Source organism: Salinimicrobium sp. TH3 (assembly GCF_026676115.1).
GTDB lineage: Bacteria > Bacteroidota > Bacteroidia > Flavobacteriales > Flavobacteriaceae > Salinimicrobium.
This window is the reverse complement of the sequence record NZ_JAPONB010000001.1, coordinates 213,732-233,251: the sequence shown is the minus strand read 5'-3', so window position 1 is coordinate 233,251 and position 19,520 is coordinate 213,732. Positions and strand designations below refer to the sequence as shown.

Annotated in this window: 18 protein-coding genes and 1 tRNA gene; 7 read left to right on the top strand and 12 right to left on the bottom strand. The window is 41.4% G+C overall.

What is annotated here, in order from left to right; all coding sequences use genetic code 11:
- Positions 1-95: 95 nt before the first annotated feature.
- Positions 96-464 (bottom strand): hypothetical protein, encoded by a 369-nt coding sequence (locus tag OU683_RS00980; protein WP_268134250.1) that lies wholly within the window; start codon positions 462-464, stop codon positions 96-98.
- Positions 465-610: 146 nt separating this feature from the next.
- On the opposite strand from OU683_RS00980, the gene pyrH reads away from it, so the two are divergent.
- The 6 genes from pyrH to OU683_RS00950 all read left to right on the top strand — a co-directional run bounded on the left by pyrH (position 611) and on the right by OU683_RS00950 (position 8,153).
- Entirely contained in the window at positions 611-1,318 is a 708-nt protein-coding gene (gene pyrH / locus OU683_RS00975) for a UMP kinase (protein WP_268134248.1), read from the top strand.
- Positions 1,319-1,360: 42 nt separating this feature from the next.
- Positions 1,361-1,915, top strand: a complete 555-nt coding sequence (gene frr, locus OU683_RS00970) for a ribosome recycling factor (RefSeq protein ID WP_268134246.1) — start codon at positions 1,361-1,363, stop codon at positions 1,913-1,915.
- A 126-nt stretch (positions 1,916-2,041) separates the two neighbouring features.
- Positions 2,042-4,462: an efflux RND transporter permease subunit gene (locus OU683_RS00965; protein WP_268134244.1), complete on the top strand. Its 2,421-nt coding sequence runs from the start codon at positions 2,042-2,044 to the stop codon at positions 4,460-4,462.
- 90 nt (positions 4,463-4,552) lie between these two features.
- Positions 4,553-5,995 carry an asparagine--tRNA ligase gene (gene asnS / locus OU683_RS00960; protein ID WP_268134242.1) on the top strand — a complete coding sequence of 481 codons (1,443 nt, stop codon included), beginning with the start codon at positions 4,553-4,555 and terminating at the stop codon, positions 5,993-5,995.
- 92 nt (positions 5,996-6,087) lie between these two features.
- On the top strand, positions 6,088-7,548 hold the full coding sequence (rpoN, locus tag OU683_RS00955) for an RNA polymerase factor sigma-54 (protein WP_268134240.1): 1,461 nt from the start codon (positions 6,088-6,090) through the stop codon (positions 7,546-7,548).
- The gene (locus tag OU683_RS00950; protein ID WP_268134238.1) at positions 7,548-8,153 is read left to right on the top strand and encodes a hypothetical protein; all 606 of its coding nucleotides are present in this window, start codon (positions 7,548-7,550) and stop codon (positions 8,151-8,153) included. The genes rpoN and OU683_RS00950 overlap by 1 nt, the downstream gene beginning before the upstream one ends.
- Here the strand turns inward: OU683_RS00950 and OU683_RS00945 are convergent.
- The 9 genes from OU683_RS00945 to OU683_RS00905 form a co-directional block, all read right to left on the bottom strand.
- The gene (locus OU683_RS00945) at positions 8,148-8,855 is read right to left on the bottom strand and encodes a porin family protein (RefSeq protein ID WP_268134236.1); all 708 of its coding nucleotides are present in this window, start codon (positions 8,853-8,855) and stop codon (positions 8,148-8,150) included. The genes OU683_RS00950 and OU683_RS00945 overlap by 6 nt on opposite strands.
- 99 nt (positions 8,856-8,954) lie before the next feature.
- Positions 8,955-9,437, bottom strand: a complete 483-nt coding sequence (locus OU683_RS00940) for an ExbD/TolR family protein (RefSeq protein WP_268134234.1) — start codon at positions 9,435-9,437, stop codon at positions 8,955-8,957.
- 19 nt (positions 9,438-9,456) lie between these two features.
- Positions 9,457-10,065, bottom strand: a complete 609-nt coding sequence (locus tag OU683_RS00935; RefSeq protein WP_268134232.1) for an ExbD/TolR family protein — start codon at positions 10,063-10,065, stop codon at positions 9,457-9,459.
- 7 nt (positions 10,066-10,072) lie between these two features.
- Positions 10,073-10,510 (bottom strand): hypothetical protein, encoded by a 438-nt coding sequence (locus tag OU683_RS00930; RefSeq protein ID WP_268134230.1) that lies wholly within the window; start codon positions 10,508-10,510, stop codon positions 10,073-10,075.
- 17 nt (positions 10,511-10,527) lie between these two features.
- Positions 10,528-11,322 carry a MotA/TolQ/ExbB proton channel family protein gene (locus OU683_RS00925; protein ID WP_228914128.1) on the bottom strand — a complete coding sequence of 265 codons (795 nt, stop codon included), beginning with the start codon at positions 11,320-11,322 and terminating at the stop codon, positions 10,528-10,530.
- A 70-nt stretch (positions 11,323-11,392) separates the two neighbouring features.
- Positions 11,393-11,480, bottom strand: a tRNA-Ser gene (locus tag OU683_RS00920).
- 99 nt (positions 11,481-11,579) lie between these two features.
- On the bottom strand, positions 11,580-12,608 hold the full coding sequence (locus OU683_RS00915) for an asparaginase (protein ID WP_268134227.1): 1,029 nt from the start codon (positions 12,606-12,608) through the stop codon (positions 11,580-11,582).
- The gene (locus tag OU683_RS00910; RefSeq protein WP_268134225.1) at positions 12,592-13,734 is read right to left on the bottom strand and encodes a 1-acyl-sn-glycerol-3-phosphate acyltransferase; all 1,143 of its coding nucleotides are present in this window, start codon (positions 13,732-13,734) and stop codon (positions 12,592-12,594) included. The genes OU683_RS00915 and OU683_RS00910 overlap by 17 nt, the downstream gene beginning before the upstream one ends.
- Before the next feature lie 52 nt (positions 13,735-13,786).
- On the bottom strand, positions 13,787-14,554 hold the full coding sequence (locus OU683_RS00905; protein WP_268134224.1) for a TatD family hydrolase: 768 nt from the start codon (positions 14,552-14,554) through the stop codon (positions 13,787-13,789).
- A gap of 52 nt (positions 14,555-14,606) precedes the next feature.
- Between OU683_RS00905 and OU683_RS00900 the strand changes: the two genes are divergently transcribed.
- Positions 14,607-15,044 carry a retropepsin-like aspartic protease gene (locus OU683_RS00900; protein ID WP_268134222.1) on the top strand — a complete coding sequence of 146 codons (438 nt, stop codon included), beginning with the start codon at positions 14,607-14,609 and terminating at the stop codon, positions 15,042-15,044.
- 248 nt (positions 15,045-15,292) lie between these two features.
- On the opposite strand, the gene odhB is transcribed toward OU683_RS00900, so the two are convergent.
- Positions 15,293-16,570, bottom strand: a complete 1,278-nt coding sequence (gene odhB / locus OU683_RS00895; protein ID WP_268134220.1) for a 2-oxoglutarate dehydrogenase complex dihydrolipoyllysine-residue succinyltransferase — start codon at positions 16,568-16,570, stop codon at positions 15,293-15,295.
- Between the two features lie 57 nt (positions 16,571-16,627).
- Positions 16,628-19,420, bottom strand: a complete 2,793-nt coding sequence (locus OU683_RS00890) for a 2-oxoglutarate dehydrogenase E1 component (RefSeq protein ID WP_268134218.1) — start codon at positions 19,418-19,420, stop codon at positions 16,628-16,630.
- Positions 19,421-19,520: the final 100 nt, after the last annotated feature.

Here is a 19,520-nt window from a genome sequence, read left to right as displayed (position 1 = left end):
CTTGCTCAATCATATAAAAACCCGCTTCCTTCCAGAAGCGGGTTTTTTATTTCCAGAACCTTATTTGAGTTCCAAACCGCGAGATTTGAAAGCTTCTATAGTCTCTCAAAGGTCATAATAACCTCTTCGCCTTCGGGAAAAGAGGGATATAAATTTCCTATTCTAAATCTACCCGGATCCAGCTTCTGGAAAAACAGCTCACTGCTTCCCTCCTGCCCACTCGCCAGACTTAACAAAATGGCATCATCTTTAATTTCGAAAATGTAATTTTCCTCATTGCCTTCTCCATCTATTCTTGTTAGCCTGTTCTGTGATGAAAAAATAAGTGTAGTGCGATCACTTACAGGTTCCACTTCGATCCATTCCCCCGGAAGGGTTTTTTCTATAGAATCATCCTTATCACAGGAGATCGAACAAAAAAGGACCAGCACCAAAAATGCTTTAAGAATTATAATTTTCTTCATTGCTTATTTTTGAAAGGGAAACTTTTATCCCGTTAATAAAAGTATAAAATTTAGCCCTCATCACAGGGCTACTTCAATATTCTTTTTTGTCTCCTCCATAACATTAATAATTTCCTTAGTTTTGCACAACCCATCAAATCACGTAAATGCACTATAAAAGAATCTTACTTAAACTTTCGGGCGAAGCACTTATGGGCGATCGCCAGTATGGAATTGATCCATTCCGTCTAGCCGAGTATGCACAGGAAATAAAAGCAGTTACAGAAAGAGGAGTTGAAGTGGCCATAGTTATTGGCGGCGGGAATATCTTTAGAGGTGTATCTGGTGCCAGTCGTGGTATGGATCGCGTAACTGGAGATCACATGGGAATGCTGGCTACGGTAATAAATGGTTTGGCATTGCAATCTGCTCTCGAAGATGCAGGCATCCAGACGAGGCTACAGTCTGCCATAAAAATTAATGAAGTAGCAGAGCCTTTCATTAGAAGAAAAGCAATGCGCCACCTGGAAAAAGGGAGAGTGGTAATTTTTGGTGGTGGCACAGGGAATCCTTATTTCACTACAGATTCCGCAGCCGTTTTAAGGGCTATAGAAATTCACGCCGATGTGATCCTTAAAGGGACACGTGTAGACGGGATTTACTCTGCAGACCCCGAAATTGATAAGAAGGCTACTAAATTTGACTTTATTAGCTTCGACGAAGTCCTTACCAAAGGATTAAAAGTTATGGACACGACGGCTTTTACCCTTAGTCAGGAAAATAAGCTGCCTATTATTGTTTTTGATATGAATAAACCCGGTAACCTTGAAAAGGTTGTAACCGGAGAAAAAATAGGTACCAAAGTAAATTTTTAGGCATACCAGATTTGAAATAGTTTTTAAAATTAACCTTTAGAAATGAACGACGAGTTAGATTTTGTTATTGATAGTGCAAAGGAAGCAATGGATAAAGCCATTCTTCACCTGGAGAAACAGTTATTAAACATTAGAGCAGGAAAAGCGACTCCGGCTATGCTTGGCAGCGTAAGAGTAGATTACTATGGAAGCCAGACACCTCTAAATCAGGTAGCCAACGTGAATACTCCAGATGCCCGTACGCTCACCATTCAACCTTTTGAAAAAAATATGATCCAGGCTATTGAGAAAGGGATCATGCAGGCCAATTTGGGATTTAATCCAATGAACAACGGGGACAGCGTGATCATTAATGTCCCACCTTTGACCGAGGAGCGTCGCCGTGAACTTGCAAAGCAGGCCAAAGCCGAAGCCGAAGATGCCAAGATCGGGGTTAGGAACGATCGCAAGAATGCTAATCAGGAAATAAAAAAACTGGACATCTCTGAGGATCTTCAAAAGTCTTCTGAAGCCGAAATTCAGGAACTTACAGACACTTATATTGACAAGATAGATAAGATTTTGGCCGTTAAGGAAAAAGAGATCATGACAGTCTAAAATGGCAAAAAAATTTTACTTTTTCTAAAGCGGCTTTATTGGCCGCTTTTTTCTGCTCTATTTATAAGGCAGCTATTGCGCTAAAAATATCCTTGCTTTCCTACCTTTGCAAAACAACTTTTTACCATGTCAAAATTTCTCGGCTTCGAGTTCTGGAATACGGTTGCACGCACCATTCTTCGGAACAGGATCCTTATCCTGATATTGATCGCTGCAGCGACCATTTTTCTTGGTTTGCAGTGGAAGAACATGAAATTTTCCTTTACTGAAGCTAACCTCCTGCCCGATGATGACCCTATTAATTTGCAGTACCAGGAATTTTTGGACAAGTTTGGGGAAGAGGGCAATGTAATTGTACTTGCCGTTAAGGATTCTGCTTTATTTTCTCCTGAAAATTTCATGGCCTGGAATTCTTTGGCTGAAAAACTGGATAGTTTTCCTGAAGTTGAATTCTCAGTTGGAGTTGGCAACCTTCAGAAACTTCAGAAATTTGAAGATCCAGGGAGGTTTGAGATGGTTCCTTTTGTTACCGAGCCCCAGCCCAACACCCAAGAGGTAAGGGAGTATCGGGAAGAATTATTCCAGGATTTGCCCTTTTACGAAGGTTTGGTTTACAGCAGGCACTCCAATACAGTTCAAACTGCAATTTATCTTGACAAGGAGATCGTCAACACAGGAAAACGCAAAACCTTTGTAGTAGAGGACCTCATTCCCCTCGTAGAAAAATTTGAAGCAGAACAGGGGCTAAATGTCTACGTCTCGGGAATGCCTTATATACGCACGCTTAATTCCCAGAACATCATTGATGAGATAGGTTTATTCATTGGAGCTGCACTTTTAGTCACTTCCCTTATATTTTTCTTCTTCTTCAGGAGTATTCGCGCTACGGTGATCTCCATGATCACGGTTGTTATTGGCGTGATGTGGGCATTTGGTGTGCTGGGGCTACTGCATTATGAGATCACGGTGCTTACCGCGATCATCCCGCCGTTGATCATTGTAATTGGGATCCCAAATTGCATCTTCCTTATCAATAAATATCAGCAGGAGATAAAGAAGCACGGGAACCAGGCGAAGTCGCTGCAACGAGTGATCACCAAAGTGGGAAATGCCACTCTAATGACCAATCTTACGACAGCTTCGGGATTTGCCACTTTTATTCTTACAGAAAGTACCTTGCTTAAAGAGTTCGGGATCGTGGCTTCTATAAATATCATTGCGATCTTCATCCTCAGCCTCCTTATCATTCCCATCATCTACAGCTACATGAAGGTGCCCCGGGAAAAACACCTGAAACACCTGAACAAAAGATGGATCGCCGGGTTTGTGGACTGGATGGAAAAAATGGTAAGGCATCACCGCATTGGGATCTTCATTGTCTCGCTTGTGCTGCTGGTAGCGAGCATTATTGGTATCTATACGATCAGGATTTCTGGAAGCCTTTTGGAAGACATGCCACAGGAGGCGGCCTTTTTTAAAGATATCAAATTCTTTGAAGAAGAGTTCGATGGTGTTATGCCATTGGAAATATTGATAGACACCAAACGGGAGCAGGGAGTAATGAAACTGCCTACCCTAAGGAAAATGGATGAGCTTCAAGAGCTCATTGCCGAAGAAGAACAGCTTTCCCCACCCGTTTCTATAGTAAACCTGGTTAAGTATTCGAAACAGGCCTATTACAATGGGAATCCAAAATATTACCAGCTGCCCACTTCCCAGGAACGCAACTTTATTCTTCCTTATGCCAAGGGGCTCGATGCTGCCGGTGATAATTTGCTCACTTCTTTTGTGGATAGTACCGGCCGTTATGCCAGGATGACCACCTTTATGAAAGATATTGGCACCAAAGAAATGGAGGAGATTGAGGAAGATCTATGGCCAAAGATCCTGGAAATTTTTCCTGAAGATCGTTTTTCTGTAGAGATGACAGGTAAAGCTTTGATCTTTCAAAAAGGCACAAATTACCTGGTTAAAAACCTGATCATTTCCCTTAGTCTCGCGATCTTCCTAATTGCCCTGATCATGGCATGGATGTTCCGCTCCTTTAAAATGATACTTGTATCTCTAATTCCAAATCTCCTGCCTCTTCTGGTGACGGCAGGAATGATGGGTTACCTGGGAGTTCCAATTAAACCCTCCACCATCCTGGTTTTTAGTATCGCCTTTGGGATCTCGGTAGATGATACCATCCACTTCCTGGCAAAATACCGGCAGGAACTCAAAGCGAACAACTGGAAGGTCAAAAGATCTGTCTATGCTGCTTTGAGAGAGACCGGTGTGAGTATGTTCTATACTTCAATTGTGCTGTTTTTTGGTTTCTCTGTATTCATGATAAGCAGTTTTGGGGGAACAGTAGCACTTGGAGGATTGGTTTCGGCTACCCTGCTGTTTGCCATGCTGTCTAATTTGCTACTACTCCCGGCGCTACTTCTATCCCTCCAGAAGGAAATTGCGAATGAAGATGTACTGCGGGAGCCTACAATAAATATCTTTCCGGAGGAAGAAGATTCTGAAGAGATCTACAGCAAAGAGGACCCAAAAATGTGATTTTCCACACCTGTTTTTCGTCAAGGCCTTTATTTAATTACTTGTAAGGCAATTGCGGAAAAATTATCTTTGCTCTCCAAATAGAAAAAGATGATCACAGGAAAAGTTGCAGAACTTTTAGAAAGCACTCAATACTTACAGGAAGTAGAAGTAAATGGCTGGGTTCGTTCCTTTAGGAGCAACCGCTTTATCGCCCTCAATGACGGCTCTACCATCAACAACCTTCAATGTGTTGTTGATTACGAAAAACTAAGTGAGAATACCCTTAAACGCATCACCGTTGGGGCAGCGATAAAGGTCACCGGGACCCTGGAAGAAAGCCAGGGCAGCGGACAGAAAGTTGAAATCCAGGCAAATTCTGTAATAATTCTTGGAGATGCAGATCCCGAAGAAGTTAAACTTACCATCCTCTCTCCTAAAAGGCATTCTCTTGAAAAACTTAGGGAGCAAGCGCACCTAAGGGTACGAACAAACACTTTTGGGGCAGTGATGAGACTAAGGTCTAAACTTTCTTTTGCCATTCACAGCTATTTCCAGCAAAACAATTTTCATTACGTAAATACCCCTATAATCACCGGCAGTGATGCTGAGGGTGCCGGAGAAATGTTCAAAGTAACTTCTTTTGATCTTGATAATGTTCCACGTAACGAAGATGGATCCATTAATTACAAGGAAGATTTCTTCGGAAAGGAAACCAACCTCACCGTTTCTGGACAGCTTGAGGGCGAGACCTATGCTCTTGGTCTTGGACAGATCTACACTTTTGGACCTACTTTTAGAGCAGAAAACTCCAATACTTCCCGTCACCTGGCCGAATTCTGGATGGTTGAGCCCGAAATGGCTTTTTGCGACCTGGCAGGAAATATGGACATAGCTGAAGATTTTATTAAGTACGTTCTAAAATATGTATTGGACAACTGCAAAGACGATCTTGCATTTCTTGAAGAACGCCAGGCCAATGAAGACAAGGTAAAACCGGAAGCCGAAAGAAGCCCCATGAGTCTTACAGAAAAGCTGAAGTTTGTAATTGAAAACAACTTCAAAAGGGTGAGTTACACCGAAGCTATTGACATCCTAAAGAATTCGAAGCCCAACAAAAAGAAAAAATTTAACTATATTATAGAAGAATGGGGAGCCGACCTGCAAAGTGAGCATGAGCGGTACCTCGTAGAAAAGCATTTTAAATGTCCGGTGATACTTTTTGATTATCCGGCCAACATAAAAGCTTTTTATATGCGTTTAAATGAAGACGGTAAGACCGTGCGGGCCATGGATATCCTTTTCCCAGGTATTGGGGAGATCGTTGGTGGCTCACAACGGGAAGAACGCCTTGAGGTGCTACAACAAAAGATGCGGGCGCTTGATATTGATGAAGAAGAGTTGTGGTGGTATCTTGATACCCGTAGATTTGGAACCTGTGTACACAGTGGATTTGGACTTGGATTTGAAAGATTGGTGCAGTTTGCCACGGGAATGGGGAACATTCGAGATGTGATCCCATACCCCAGAACTCCGCTTAACGCCGAATTCTAAAACTTTTTACATCCTAAAGTACTCATAAACAATCTACGTTCGTTTACGTTTGTAGATTGTTTTTTTTATTTTTATAAAAAGCCTGAAACTATATGCTAAAACAGCAGTTAAACCTAAAATTATCTCAAAAGCTTTCCCCTCAACAAATCCAGTTGATGAAGCTTATTCAGCTTCCTACGCAGGCTTTTGAGCAACGGCTTAAGCAGGAGATGGAAGAAAATCCCGCACTTGAAGGTGGGAAAGAAGATAATGAAGAGTACGAAGAGGAGTTTGGAACAGATGACTACCAGGATGAAGATCAGGGCAATGAGACCATTGAGGCAGACATTAATGTAGATGAATATCTAAGCGATGACGAAATTCCTAATTACCGTTTGCAGGCCAATAATTATAGTGCAGATGACGAAGACAGGCAGGTTCCCTATGCATCGGGAACATCTTTTACGCAGTATTTAAGGACCCAGCTCAGCACTCTCAGGCTTAATGAATCTGAAGAAGAGATCGCCGAGTTTTTGGTAGGAAGCGTGGATGAAAGCGGATATATAAGAAGATCTATTCAGGACATTGTTGATGACCTCGCTTTCACTCAAAATGTTTATACCGATGAGGAAACTGTTGAAAAAGTACTAAAATATGTACATGAACTCGATCCTGCAGGGGTTGGTGCAAGGAATCTTCAGGAATGTTTATTAATTCAGTTGAACCGAAAAGAGCAAACAAGAGCAGTAAGTCTTGCTACAGATATTCTTGAAAAGTCTTTTGATCAATTCAGCAAGAAACATTACCAAAAATTGCTTTCCAAGCACGATATTTCCGAGGAAGAACTTAGGAATGCAATTGATGTCATAGAACATCTTAACCCCAAACCCGGGGGTGCCTATGCTGGAAATACCCGTGCAGTGGAACATGTAATTCCCGATTTTACCATCAAGATAGTGGATGGGGAACTTGAACTGAGTCTTAACGGTCGAAATGCTCCAGAAATGCACGTCTCCAAAGATTACAGTGAGATGCTTAAAGGGTACAAGGAATCCAAAGAAAAAAGCCGGGCACAGAAGGATGCGGTAATGTTCATAAAACAAAAACTGGATGCCGCAAAGTGGTTCATTGAAGCAATTAAACAGCGACAAACTACCCTGTTTATAACAATGAGCTCTATCATGAATTACCAAAAGGAATTCTTTCTAACTGGAGATGAAAGAAATCTAAGGCCCATGATCTTAAAAGATATTGCAGACGAGATTGATATGGATGTCTCTACGGTTTCCCGGGTGGCGAACAGTAAATATGTCGATACTCCCTATGGAACAAGGCTCATTAAAGATTTCTTTTCTGAATCCATGAAGAACGACCAGGGGGAAGATGTTTCAACCAAAGAGATCAAAAAGATCCTTGAGATGACCATTGAAGACGAAAACAAGAGAAAACCTCTAACAGATGAGAAGCTGGCGAAAATGCTGAAGGAAAAGGGCTATCCAATTGCACGTCGTACTGTAGCAAAATATAGAGAACAACTGGATATTCCCGTTGCCCGTCTTCGAAAAGAGATTTGATGAAGCTTCTTATTAAGTCTGCATCCTACCTTTTTCACCCCATTTGGATGCCCTCTGCAGGAACTTTAATATATTTCCTGGTTACACCACGATTTTTCCCAATAGAAGTCATTAAAGCCAAGCTTTTGGCAGTTGCCATCATGACTATCTTCATTCCTATCGTCTTTGTATACATGCTCAAAACCCTTGAAAAGGTTAATGACCACCATTTAAAAGAAATACATGAAAGGAAATGGCCGCTGTTCTTATATGCCGTATTGGATTTTGTAGTGCTCAAATATGTTCTAAACACTTTTGATTACCCCGAATTATATTACTTCTTCATGGGAATAATGCTGTCTGCACTCTTAGCTTTACTATTTCTTCTTGCCAAAATTAAGGTAAGTCTCCACATGATGGGACTTGGAGGATTAACCTTATTCCTTGTATTTCTCAGCCTGCATTTTAATCTCAACCTGGTCTACACCATCAGTTTTATGATTGCCATTACGGGCCTCACCGCCTCTTCGCGATTATATCATGAAGCACATTCCTACACCGAATTAAGTCTGGGGATAATTCTCGGTTTCCTTCCCCAGGTAGGAGTCGCCTTTATGTGGTTATAAAAGATAGAAGGTAAGTCCCAACTGAAAAGTCCTTAGATCAAGGTCCTCATTATTCACTGTCGCATCTTTGAAGAAAGAGTTTAGACTGTAGTAGAGAGAAAAGTTAAAGGTGTTATAGCCAAAGGTAAAAGTTGCCCCTAATCTAAGTTTCTCAAATTCCGGTACATCCGATTCCCTGTAAGTATTTCCATCCTGCACAAATTTTGACTGAAAGTAATATACATATCCAGGTCTTAAACCTGCGTAGATACGCCAAAACTTATAACTTTCTGGAGTCGAGGTACGCCATCTAAACTGAATTGGTAAATCAATGGACTGCGTTGTAAACCGATTAGTATTAAAATCTACCCTATCCCGGTCAAGTACTGCAAAATAGGTTCCCTCCCCCTCCACAGCTTCTCCTACGTAGAGGTTGTGCCCATAGGTATCAATGGACCAGCCAAGACCAAGCCCAAGGGCAACATTCCGCCGGGAATTAATCGGAAAATCCCTAATAAAGCCGGTGTGAAAACCTCCTGAGAACTGAGAAGTCCTAATCTCTGAAGGCGTCCCACTAACAATGTTGTAGGTGAAACTAAAATACACCTGGTCCTCACGATACAGGCTGTCTATCACTGTCGGAATTACATTTTCTTCCTGAGCCTGAAGGAAAAAGGAAGAAAAAAACAAAACGAAAAAAAGCCATTTTTGCGACCGGTACATGAAAGAATTTTGATCAAAGATAACGCGAAGAAAAGCAGCATTCAAAAAAAAATCCCCTTTCCGGAAGAAAGGGGATCTTAAAAAGATTATAAAAAGATTTTAATCAAAGTTTTGAGATGCATCACCGGTACGGGTGGTGTAGTTGATCTTAAGGGCTTCAGCCTTTCTCAATTCCATTTTAATATCAGACACTAATCCCATATTGGTTTCATGGTCAACCTTTAATGCGGTTGTAAGGAAAGGAACAAGTTCCTCTCTTTTAGTTTCTCTTTCAGCATAAATGAACTGTTGGATCTCACTAACCTCAGCAAAGTTATCATTCAACTGTATCCTGGATTCAGTACCAAAACTTTGTTGATATCTGGCGCTTGGTTTACCCGCATAGATATACATTACAAGATCCTTCTTATCAAGTTTCTCTACCTGGTCTGCATAAGGAAGTACGTTTTGCACCTTTAATGTAGTCTCCCTCATTGTTGTTGCCACCATGAAGAAGAAAAGAAGCATAAAAACGATATCTGGCAGAGCTGATGTATTTATCGCGGGCAGTTCACTGCCTTTTTTCTTATTGAATTTTGCCATAGTTCTTTAATTTTCGCGATTAATTTTTAGGATCGGCTTCTGAAAGCTTTTGAGGCCACATATCTCTTATTTCCTCAATGCGTTCTTTCAAAGCTTCCTTGTTTCCTGTATAATTGATGTTGTCATAATCGGCCTCCATTTGAGCGAAGGATTTTCCATACAACCTTTGGGCCGAACGGTTACGCAACTCATTATACGCTCCTACCAATTCATTTTGAACTGCAATATAGGTACCATATTCAGTTTGCCTGTCATTTACAAGCATGATAACTGCTTTTATAGGATTGTCTGAAGAGGTTGGATCTCCGGCACCTTCACAGTAAGTACAGGCTTCCGGTCCTACTCCTCCACCATTATCCAAAAAGGCAACAGCGGCATCTCTAAGATCCTTAAGCTCCATTAGCTCATCTTCTACTAACAGATCATTATTTCGGTTTACAATTACCTTGAAAATATTCTTTTCCTTGATAATTGGCGGTTCCACGTTTTCATCCTGCATTGGAGGCAACTTTCTGCTGATACCGCTATCTGTTTCAATAGTTGTTGTCACCAGGAAGAAGATCAAAAGCAAGAAGGCGATGTCGGCCAATGAACCGGCATTTACTTCAGGTGTAGATCGTCTGGCCATAGCTAATTTATTTTATTAATTTTCTGATTCCGGAAACCACCATCAACAGAATTGCAATTCCTGCAAGCATATAGAAGGTCACTAAACCTGCGCCTACCCAGTGGTTTGCATTTGCCGATAACATCGTTCCGTCACTAAGTTGAGTTTCTGTTCCGTCAGTAAGCAGGTAAGCAATTGCCACTACCAGAATGAAGGCCCCAACTGCAATTAGTGTTCTCTTAATGTCACCCGAAAAAAGTCCTTTAATAACATAGAACAATACCAGGAGCACAATAATAGCAAACACTAAGTATGCCACATACAGGAATGGAGTTACCACACTTGCCTGTACATCTGCCGAGTTTTCTATAGCATCATCACCGGCCATTAGAACTCTTCCCCAAAGGATTAGTCCAATAACCCCGATAACGAGTGCTATATATTTTAATATTTTATGTAAGCTCATAATTAAGTTTGGTAATGTTATACTCTTCTTTTGTTCTTGTAGTCTACAAGGATATCCATCAAAGTGATAGAAGCATCTTCCATATCATTCACGATACGGTCGATCTTAGCGATAATGTAGTTGTAAAAGATTTGAAGAATAATAGCCACGATCAAACCAAATACTGTAGTAAGAAGAGCGATCTTAATACCACCAGCAACTAGTGAAGGTTGCATATCTCCCGCAGCTTCGATTCTATCGAAAGCCTCGATCATACCAATTACCGTACCCATGAACCCAAGCATAGGAGCCAAAGCGATAAACAGAGATACCCATGATACGTTTTTCTCAAGAAGTCCCATTTGAACACCTCCATAAGCTACAACTGCTTTTTCAGCAGCTTCTGTACCTTCATCGGCGCGGTCAAGACCCTGGTAATAAATAGAAGCAACAGGACCTTTTGTGTTACGACAAACATCTTTGGCAGCTTCGATACCACCTGTATTCAATGCGTCTTCAACATCCTGCGCAAGTTTCTTAGTATTGGTAGTTGCAAGGTTAAGATATATAATTCTTTCAATCGCGATCGCCAGACCTAAGATCAAACAAAGAAGTACGATCCCCATAAATCCGGGTCCACCTTCGATGAAGCGTCTTTTAAGCTCCTGGTGAAATCCTACATCTTCAGTTTCTTCAGCAACTGCCTGATCTTCATCCTGAACAAAGTTCACCATGGTAGCCGGCAGGGCATTCACGTTATTTGTCGCATTTACATCTACGGCTCCGAACACCATAATTGTAGCGATCACCAAAATTGAAAATAATCTTTTCATTACTTTTTGTCTTAATTTAATTAGTTAACGGGTTAAAGATATAAATATTTATTCAAATAAAAATAACTAGCAGAGAGGAAGGGATTCGAACCCTCGATACCCTTGTGGGGTATACACACTTTCCAGGCGTGCGCCTTCGACCACTCGGCCACCTCTCTAAAATATTATACTGACAAAATCTTTTTTCAAGCTATTTCTGAACAGTTCGCCAAATAACGAAAAAAAAGAGAAGCTGGTCAAGTAACAGCCCTTAATTTTTATGACATTTCCCCACGCAAGGAAGTTTCGAATATTGTTCTAAATACTTTTGGACTTAGTTCCTTCGCCAGGAGATACATCATTTTAGCCACAGCTGCCTCTGTAGTAATGTCTTTACCCGAGACAACCCCAATTTTTTTGAGTTGTGTACTTGTTTCATATTGGCCCATCGCTACACTGCCACCAATGCACTGGGTGACATTCACAATAACCACACCCCTGGAAATTGTATCCTTGAGTAATTGAACAAACCATTCCAGGGTAGGGGCGTTTCCGCTACCATAGGTTTCCAGGATCACTCCCTTTAATCCTTCTTTACCCAATATATGCTCCAATAAACTCCTGTTTATCCCCGGAAAAATCTTTACCAAGGCAATCTCATCATTAAGACCTCTGTGAAGTTTCATCCTGCGACGCTGGTTGGGCTTCCATAAGTAAGCATCATTAACTGCCAAATGAACTCCCGAATTTACTAAAGGCGGATAATTGGGTGACGCAAAAGCCTGGAAATGTTCTGCATTAATTTTGGAAGTACGGTTCCCCCTGTACAACTTATATTCAAAATAAAGACCCACCTCGGTGATTACCGGCTTTCCGTTCTTTTGAAGCCCTGCGATTTGAATACTGGTAATGAGATTTTCTTTAGCATCTGTCCTAAGATCCCCAATAGGTAACTGGGAACCGGTCAGGATCACAGGTTTTGAAAGATTCTCGAACATAAAACTTAGAGCCGATGCACTATAAGACATGGTATCACTCCCATGTAAAACAACAAATCCGTCATACTCTTCATATTTCTCCTCAATGATTTCGGCCATTTGCACCCAATAGGCAGGATTCATGTTTGAAGAATCTATAGGCCTTTCAAAACTCACAGTATCAATATGATGCTCCAGCAGTTTTAATTCAGGAATATTTTGCAAAAGCTCATCAAAGTTGAAAGCCTTAAGCGCACCTGTCTCAAAATCCTTCACCATACCAATGGTTCCCCCAGTATATATTAGGAGAATATTAGCGCTGGTCTTCATGCTGATTCTTCTGATTAATCACTGGATTGGCATACATTAGAAGATAACTGTTCACCTCAAGTGCATTCTTAAAGTCAACCCGGCGGGTAAGCCGCCTTTCAAATTGTCTCTTTTGTTTAGTATTGTAAAACTCTTCGAACATGCTACTACCGTTAAGTAAGTCAAAAGCAATGTAGTTGGCAGGCCAAAGTTTATAGTTCTTATGGATGCGCCGATCAATACTCGCCGTTAAGACTTGCAGCTGTTCATTCACAGATCCGGCTTTCGCCTCAATCTCCTTAAGCGCCGCTGTGCTTATAGGTTCTCCGGCAGCAATATGTATCCTCCCCTTATTCCCAAGGGCACCTTTAAGAATAGATTTAAAATCTTCATTTGCCGATTTTGTATAGATCTGCTCCATTCTTTTGGCAAGGATCTCCGGCAACTTTAGCACATCTGTAGGATCAAATTCATAGGAAATCGCCACAGGCACAACTTTCAGCTTGCCAAAATATTCGGCCACAGAATCATCTCCCTTTGCCATCGCCAGCATTTTCAGTACTCCTTGCTGTGTATGATCATTACCGTCTTTGGTCCTACCCTCACGTTGGGCCATCCATACCGATCGTTTCTCCTCGAGGAGAAGTTTTCTTATATATTCTGAAAGTTTTTGTGAGCTCTTCAGCATTTCCCTTGGACTCACTCCCCGTGTCACCAGGAAATTACGATTGAGTCGGGAAAGTGCAAGCAGGAATGGCTTTTTCACAAGGTTATCCCCAATTGCTGAAGCAGTCATCTTTAGATCGGCCTCGTAAAGCACGCAATTAAGCAGCGAAGTGTCCAGTACTATGTCCCGGTGATTGGAAATATAAAGGTAAGATTCATTCTTATCAAGTTTATCAAATCCTGAATAAGACAAACCCTCAGAGCTTTTACTCAACACCTTCTGCACGGTGTGATAAATAATTTTGGTCTGGAAGTCCCTAATAGAATTACAGCTAAGAACCTTCTCCTCTACCTTCTCAAATGCAACATTCGGAAAGGTAAACTGCAAAAGACCTTTGATCATAGGATGCCGCACATAATCCTTTAATGCACCCTGCACTTCTGCATCGTCGTAAAACCGAATATCATCGTAATTTGTCACTGGTTGATCGTTAGAGTTAGCAAAAAAACAAAAATATTAGCACAAGTCTTGTTTATATCCCAAAAATATCCCGTGAGTTACGGGTGGTGACCGCTGCTATTTCTTCGGGAGTGGTGTTATAGACCTCGGCAACCTTATTAAGTACTTCAATTATATAAAGACTTTCATTGCGTTTACCCCTGTAGGGCACCGGCGCCAGGTAAGGAGCATCGGTCTCCAGCACAATTTCACTAAGCGGGATCTGATCTAAAAACCTGTCAATTTTGCCATTTTTGAAGGTTACTACACCACCAATACCCAGTTTCATATTATAGGAAAGCGCCTTCAAAGCCTGCTCATGGGATCCTGTAAAGCAATGGAATATCCCAAAAAGACCTTCTCCTTTCTCTTGTTCCAGCACTTCAAACACTTCATCAAATGCATCCCGGCAATGGATTACAATTGGCAATTGATGTTTTTTGGCAAGCTGAATTTGATACCTGAAAGCTTCCTGCTGAATTTTTAAAGTTGACTTGTCCCAGTAAAGGTCCACTCCTGTCTCTCCCACTGCATAAAACTTCTTTTCATTAAGCTGCTTTTCCACAATATCCAGCTCCTCCTGAAAATTTTCCTTTACATGAGTGGGATGCAACCCGGCCATTAAAAAGACATTTTCGGGGAATTCTTTTTCAAGAGCATACATATCTTCGATATAGGCCGAATCAATAGCCGGAATAAAAAATCGCGTAATATTGGCATCTAATGCTCTATTTATCATCTCCCTGCGATCTTTCTCAAAAGATTCACTGTAGAGGTGGGTATGAGTATCTGTTATTGTCATAAATGCAAAAATAATTTAATTTATACAGCTATCTTTGCCAAAAAAGAAAAGAATGGCATCTCTTAAGAAGTTACTTAAAGAAAAAGGTTATATAAGAATACCTCTCACCTATACCGCCACTCAACACCTGGAATTAAAAGCGAAAATAAATAAAATTGAAGGAAATTTCATCCTTGACACCGGAGCATCCAGCACCTGCGTTGGGCTGGAAGCTATTTCATATTTCGATTTACTCGCAGAAGACAGTGATGTAAAAGCGGCAGGTGCCGGGGCAACTAATATGTTGACTCAAATTGCAATGAAGAACCTTATTGAGATCAAAGGCTGGAAAACAAAAAAAGTGGATCTCATACTTTTCGACCTTAAGCATGTCAACGAGGCTCTGGTAAAACATAAAGCCGAAAAGGTGCAGGGAATTATAGGCGCCGACATACTTAAGAAAGGCAAAGCCGTAATTGATTACAAATCTATGAACCTTTACCTTAAATAAATTTAAAAAATGGGGGTTTCCACCCATTTTACAGCGGTACATCTTTGACTACCTTGAGGTTAACCAAAAAATCTACCGCTATGAACTTTTTAAACCTAAAACACCTGCCGGTGTTTCCGGCGTTACTGGCACTGTTAATTATATTTGTACTGGTACTCAATCTCTACATTCTACTTGCATCCTAGTACAAAAAGAAAGGCCGTAATTTTAGTAATTACGGCCTTTCTTTTTGTATCATTTTTCGAACTCTATAACTCCAGAGCTCTCTTCACATCATTATCCATTAGAAGTTCTTCCGGATTTTCCAGTGCCTCTTTTATGGCCACCAAAAATCCAACAGATTCTTTTCCGTCTATAATCCTGTGGTCATAAGAAAGTGCTACATACATAATAGGACGAATTTCCACATGCCCGTCAATAGCCACAGGTCTGTCCACAATATTGTGCATTCCCAGGATCCCACTTTGAGGAGGATTTAGAATAGGCGTTGAAAGCATAGAACCAAATACTCCACCATTGGTAATAGTAAATGTACCTCCGGTCATTTCATCTACAGTGATCTGCCCGTCGCGCACCTTAATTGCAAGACGTTTGATCTCTGCTTCCACCCCACGGAAGCTCATATTTTCTACATTTCTCATTACCGGAACCATCAATCCTTTTGGACCCGATACTGCAATGCTAATATCTTTATAGTCATACTTCACCTGGTAATCTCCGTCAATCATGGAGTTCACTCCGGGATATAGGTCCAGCGCTCTTACTACTGCAAGGGTAAAGAAAGACATAAACCCAAGGCTTACACCGTGTTTATCTTTAAACTCCTCTTTATATTGCTTTCGAAGAGAGAAGATGGCAGACATGTCTACCTCATTAAAGGTAGTAAGCATAGCTGTCTCATTCTTAACTTCTACCAGGCGCTCTGCAACGCGACGGCGCAGCATAGACATTTTTTTACGTTCCTCTCCACGCTTCCCCTGTCCAGGAGTACCCATAGACGGTTTTGCATTGGTAGCATCTTCCTTAGTGATCCTGCCGTCACGGCCGGTTCCTTTTACAGAATTTGCATCCATTCCTTTTTCATCAAGAATCTTTTTGGCCGCAGGAGAAGGACTTCCCGTTGCATAGGTTTCCTTTTCCTGGGACGGCTTGCTTTGAGCCTCTGTTTTGGCTTCAGCTTTTTTGTTGTCTTTTTTAGAAGATTCCAATTCCTCTTCCTTAGCCGACGAGGCCTCTTTCTCCTCTTTCGCTACTTCCTTAGAATCACTATCTCCACCTCCGGGTTTTGGAGCATCTGTATCGATCAAACAAACCACCTGACCAACAGCTACGGCATCTCCCTCTTCTGCTTTTAAACTAATAATACCACTAGCCTCTGCCGGAAGCTCAAGGGTAGCCTTGTCACTATCAATTTCGGCAATTGCCTGATCTTTTTCTACATAATCTCCGTCTTCAACCAGCCATTGGGCGATTTCTACTTCGGTGATCGATTCTCCCGGAGAAGGGACTTTCATTTCTAAAGCCATGATTTCTTCTTTTTTATTTTAATGCCGAAATTAATACCGGCTGAAAATTAATAATTATTAAACTACCTCAACAGTTTTATCAAATACAGATTCAATAACTTTTTCGTGACGTTTCTTGAACCTCACAGAACTACCTGCTGCAGGCGAGCCATAAAACTTTCTACTACAAACCCTGAAGCTTTTTGCTTCCTCAAGATGCAATAGTAAATGTCCATAAGGCCCCATATTTCTTGGTTCTTCCTGGGCCCACACCACATCATCGGCATTCTTATATTTCTCAATAACCTCCTTAATTTGATCTGTTGGCAATGGGAATAATTGTTCTAGCCTCACCAATGCGACATCATCACGTCCAGATTCTTCCCTGCGCTCGAGCAGGTCATAATAGAATTTCCCGGTACAGAACACAAGGGATTTGACCTTATTTACATCGGCCGCCGTATCATCTAAAAGTGGCTGAAAAGTACCATTAGCAAACTCTTCTTTTGTAGAAACTACTTTTGAATGCCTTAGCAGACTTTTGGGAGTGAAAATAATTAAAGGTTTCCTGTAATTTACCTTCATCTGCCTTCTAAGCAGGTGGAACATGTTGGCAGGAGTGGTCACATCGGCAACAAACATGTTGTCCTTAGCGCATAACTGCAGGTATCTTTCCATTCTTCCTGAAGAATGTTCTGCTCCCTGACCTTCATATCCATGCGGCAGGAACATTACCAGTCCATTTTGTAATTTCCACTTATCTTCGGCAGCAGAAATATATTGATCGATCATGATCTGTGCTCCATTGCTGAAGTCTCCAAACTGCGCCTCCCAAATGGTTAGACAATTAGGGCTCGCCATTGCGTACCCATAATCAAATCCTACTACACCATATTCAGACAACAGGGAGTTATATATTTTAAGATCACATGATGAACCTTCCTTGGTATCACAAGTCGCCCCTTTAATTTGATTGAGAAGTATGATTTCCTCCTCACTGTCCTCTACCTTAACTACGGCATGGCGGTGAGAGAACGTACCTCTTTCAACATCCTGACCGCTCATTCTTACGTAATATCCTTCTTTAATGAGGGTTCCATACGCAAGTAATTCGGCCATACTCCAGTCAAGGCTGTTGTTCTCAAAGAACATGGTGTGACGTAGCTCCACCAGCTTCTTGATCTTTCTAAGGAATTTTTTATCGGCAGGCAACTGGGAAACTGCATTGGCAACTTCGGTAAGAACTTCCATATCCACGGTTGTATCCACCTCTTCCATCATGCGGGATTCATCTACATGTTCAAATCCTTCCCATTCGTCCTGCATAAATGGAGTAACCCTTGTCTTTTCCTCTTTTCGGGAATCTTCCAGGTTCTCCTCAAGCTTTGCCTTATATTCCTCCTCCAGCTTTTGAACATAGGTATCATCAATGACACCTTGCGCCTTCAGCTTTTCTGAATAAATATCCCGCGGATTCTGATGACTGGCAATAGCCTTATAAAGTTTTGGCTGAGTAAATCTCGGTTCATCTCCTTCGTTGTGCCCATACTTTCGATATCCTAAAAGGTCAATAAAAACATCCCTTCCAAAGGTCATTCGCCAGTCAAGAGCAAAGAGGACTGCATGTACTACGGCCTCGGCGTCATCTGCATTCACATGAAGCACAGGAGACAATGTCACTTTTGCAACATCTGTACAATAGGTCGAGGAACGACCGTCAAGATAATTGGTAGTAAAACCTACCTGGTTGTTAACCACTATATGTATGGTACCGCCGGTGGTATATCCCTCCAGCTGTGCCATTTGAACTATTTCATAAACAATCCCCTGGCCGGCTATTGCAGCATCACCATGTACAATAATAGGCAGAACAGCATCTGTTTTTTTCTGATAATGGCGGTCCTGTTTTCCACGGGTGATCCCCTGGACTACGGCTCCAACAGTCTCGAGGTGAGAAGGATTGGGAGCAATATTTATATTGATCTCCTTCCCGCTGTCGGTTGTTCGGCAGGAAGTCCATCCCAGGTGATATTTCACATCCCCGTCGAAAATATCCTGCTCGTAATCTTTCCCGTCAAATTCCGTGAAGATATCCTTTGCACTCTTTCCAAAGATATTGGTAAGGGTACTAAGACGTCCCCTATGAGCCATTCCCATGACAAAATCCTTAACTCCAAGATCGGCAGCCTTTTCGATAATAGCATCAAGTGCAGGGATCAAACTTTCTCCTCCTTCCAGGGAGAAACGTTTTTGACCTACATATTTAGTATGAAGAAAGTTCTCGAAAGAAACTGCTTCATTTAACTTCTTTAAAATGTGTTTTTTCTGCTCGTTGTTGAACGAAGGCTGATTCTCATTAATATTCAATTTTTCCTGAATCCATTTTACCTGTTCAGGCTTTCGAATATACATGTACTCTATCCCTATGGAATCGCAATAAACTTTCTCAAGGTGTTTAATGATTTGCCTTAAGGTGGATGGTCCTATTCCAAGGATTTCCCCTGCATTAAAAACCGTTTCCAGATCCCCTTCATCAAGATCAAAATTATGTATATCAAGAGTGGGACTGTATTTTCTGCGCTCCCGCACGGGATTGGTCTTTGTGAAGAGGTGACCCCGGGTACGGTATCCATCGATCAACTTCACCACCCTAAACTCCTTGAGAACCGAATCACTCATTTCTATCGGCTCCCCTTGTTCGGGATGTTCAACAAAGGTTTGGCCATTTCCGGAAGACTCCAGCCCAAAATCAAATCCCTGGAAAAAAGCTCTCCAGCTAGGTTCTACGCTGTCGGGATATTGTAGGTATTGGTCATAGAGTTCAGCGAAATAGGCTGTATGTGCGGCATTTAAAAATGAATATTTGTCCATAAGATGAAACTACCTGTTTCTTTTTTGTAAAACGTTACAAAAGTACAATTTTTAAAAAAGAAGCATAGGAGCATTTAATATATTTACCTTTTACCTTTAA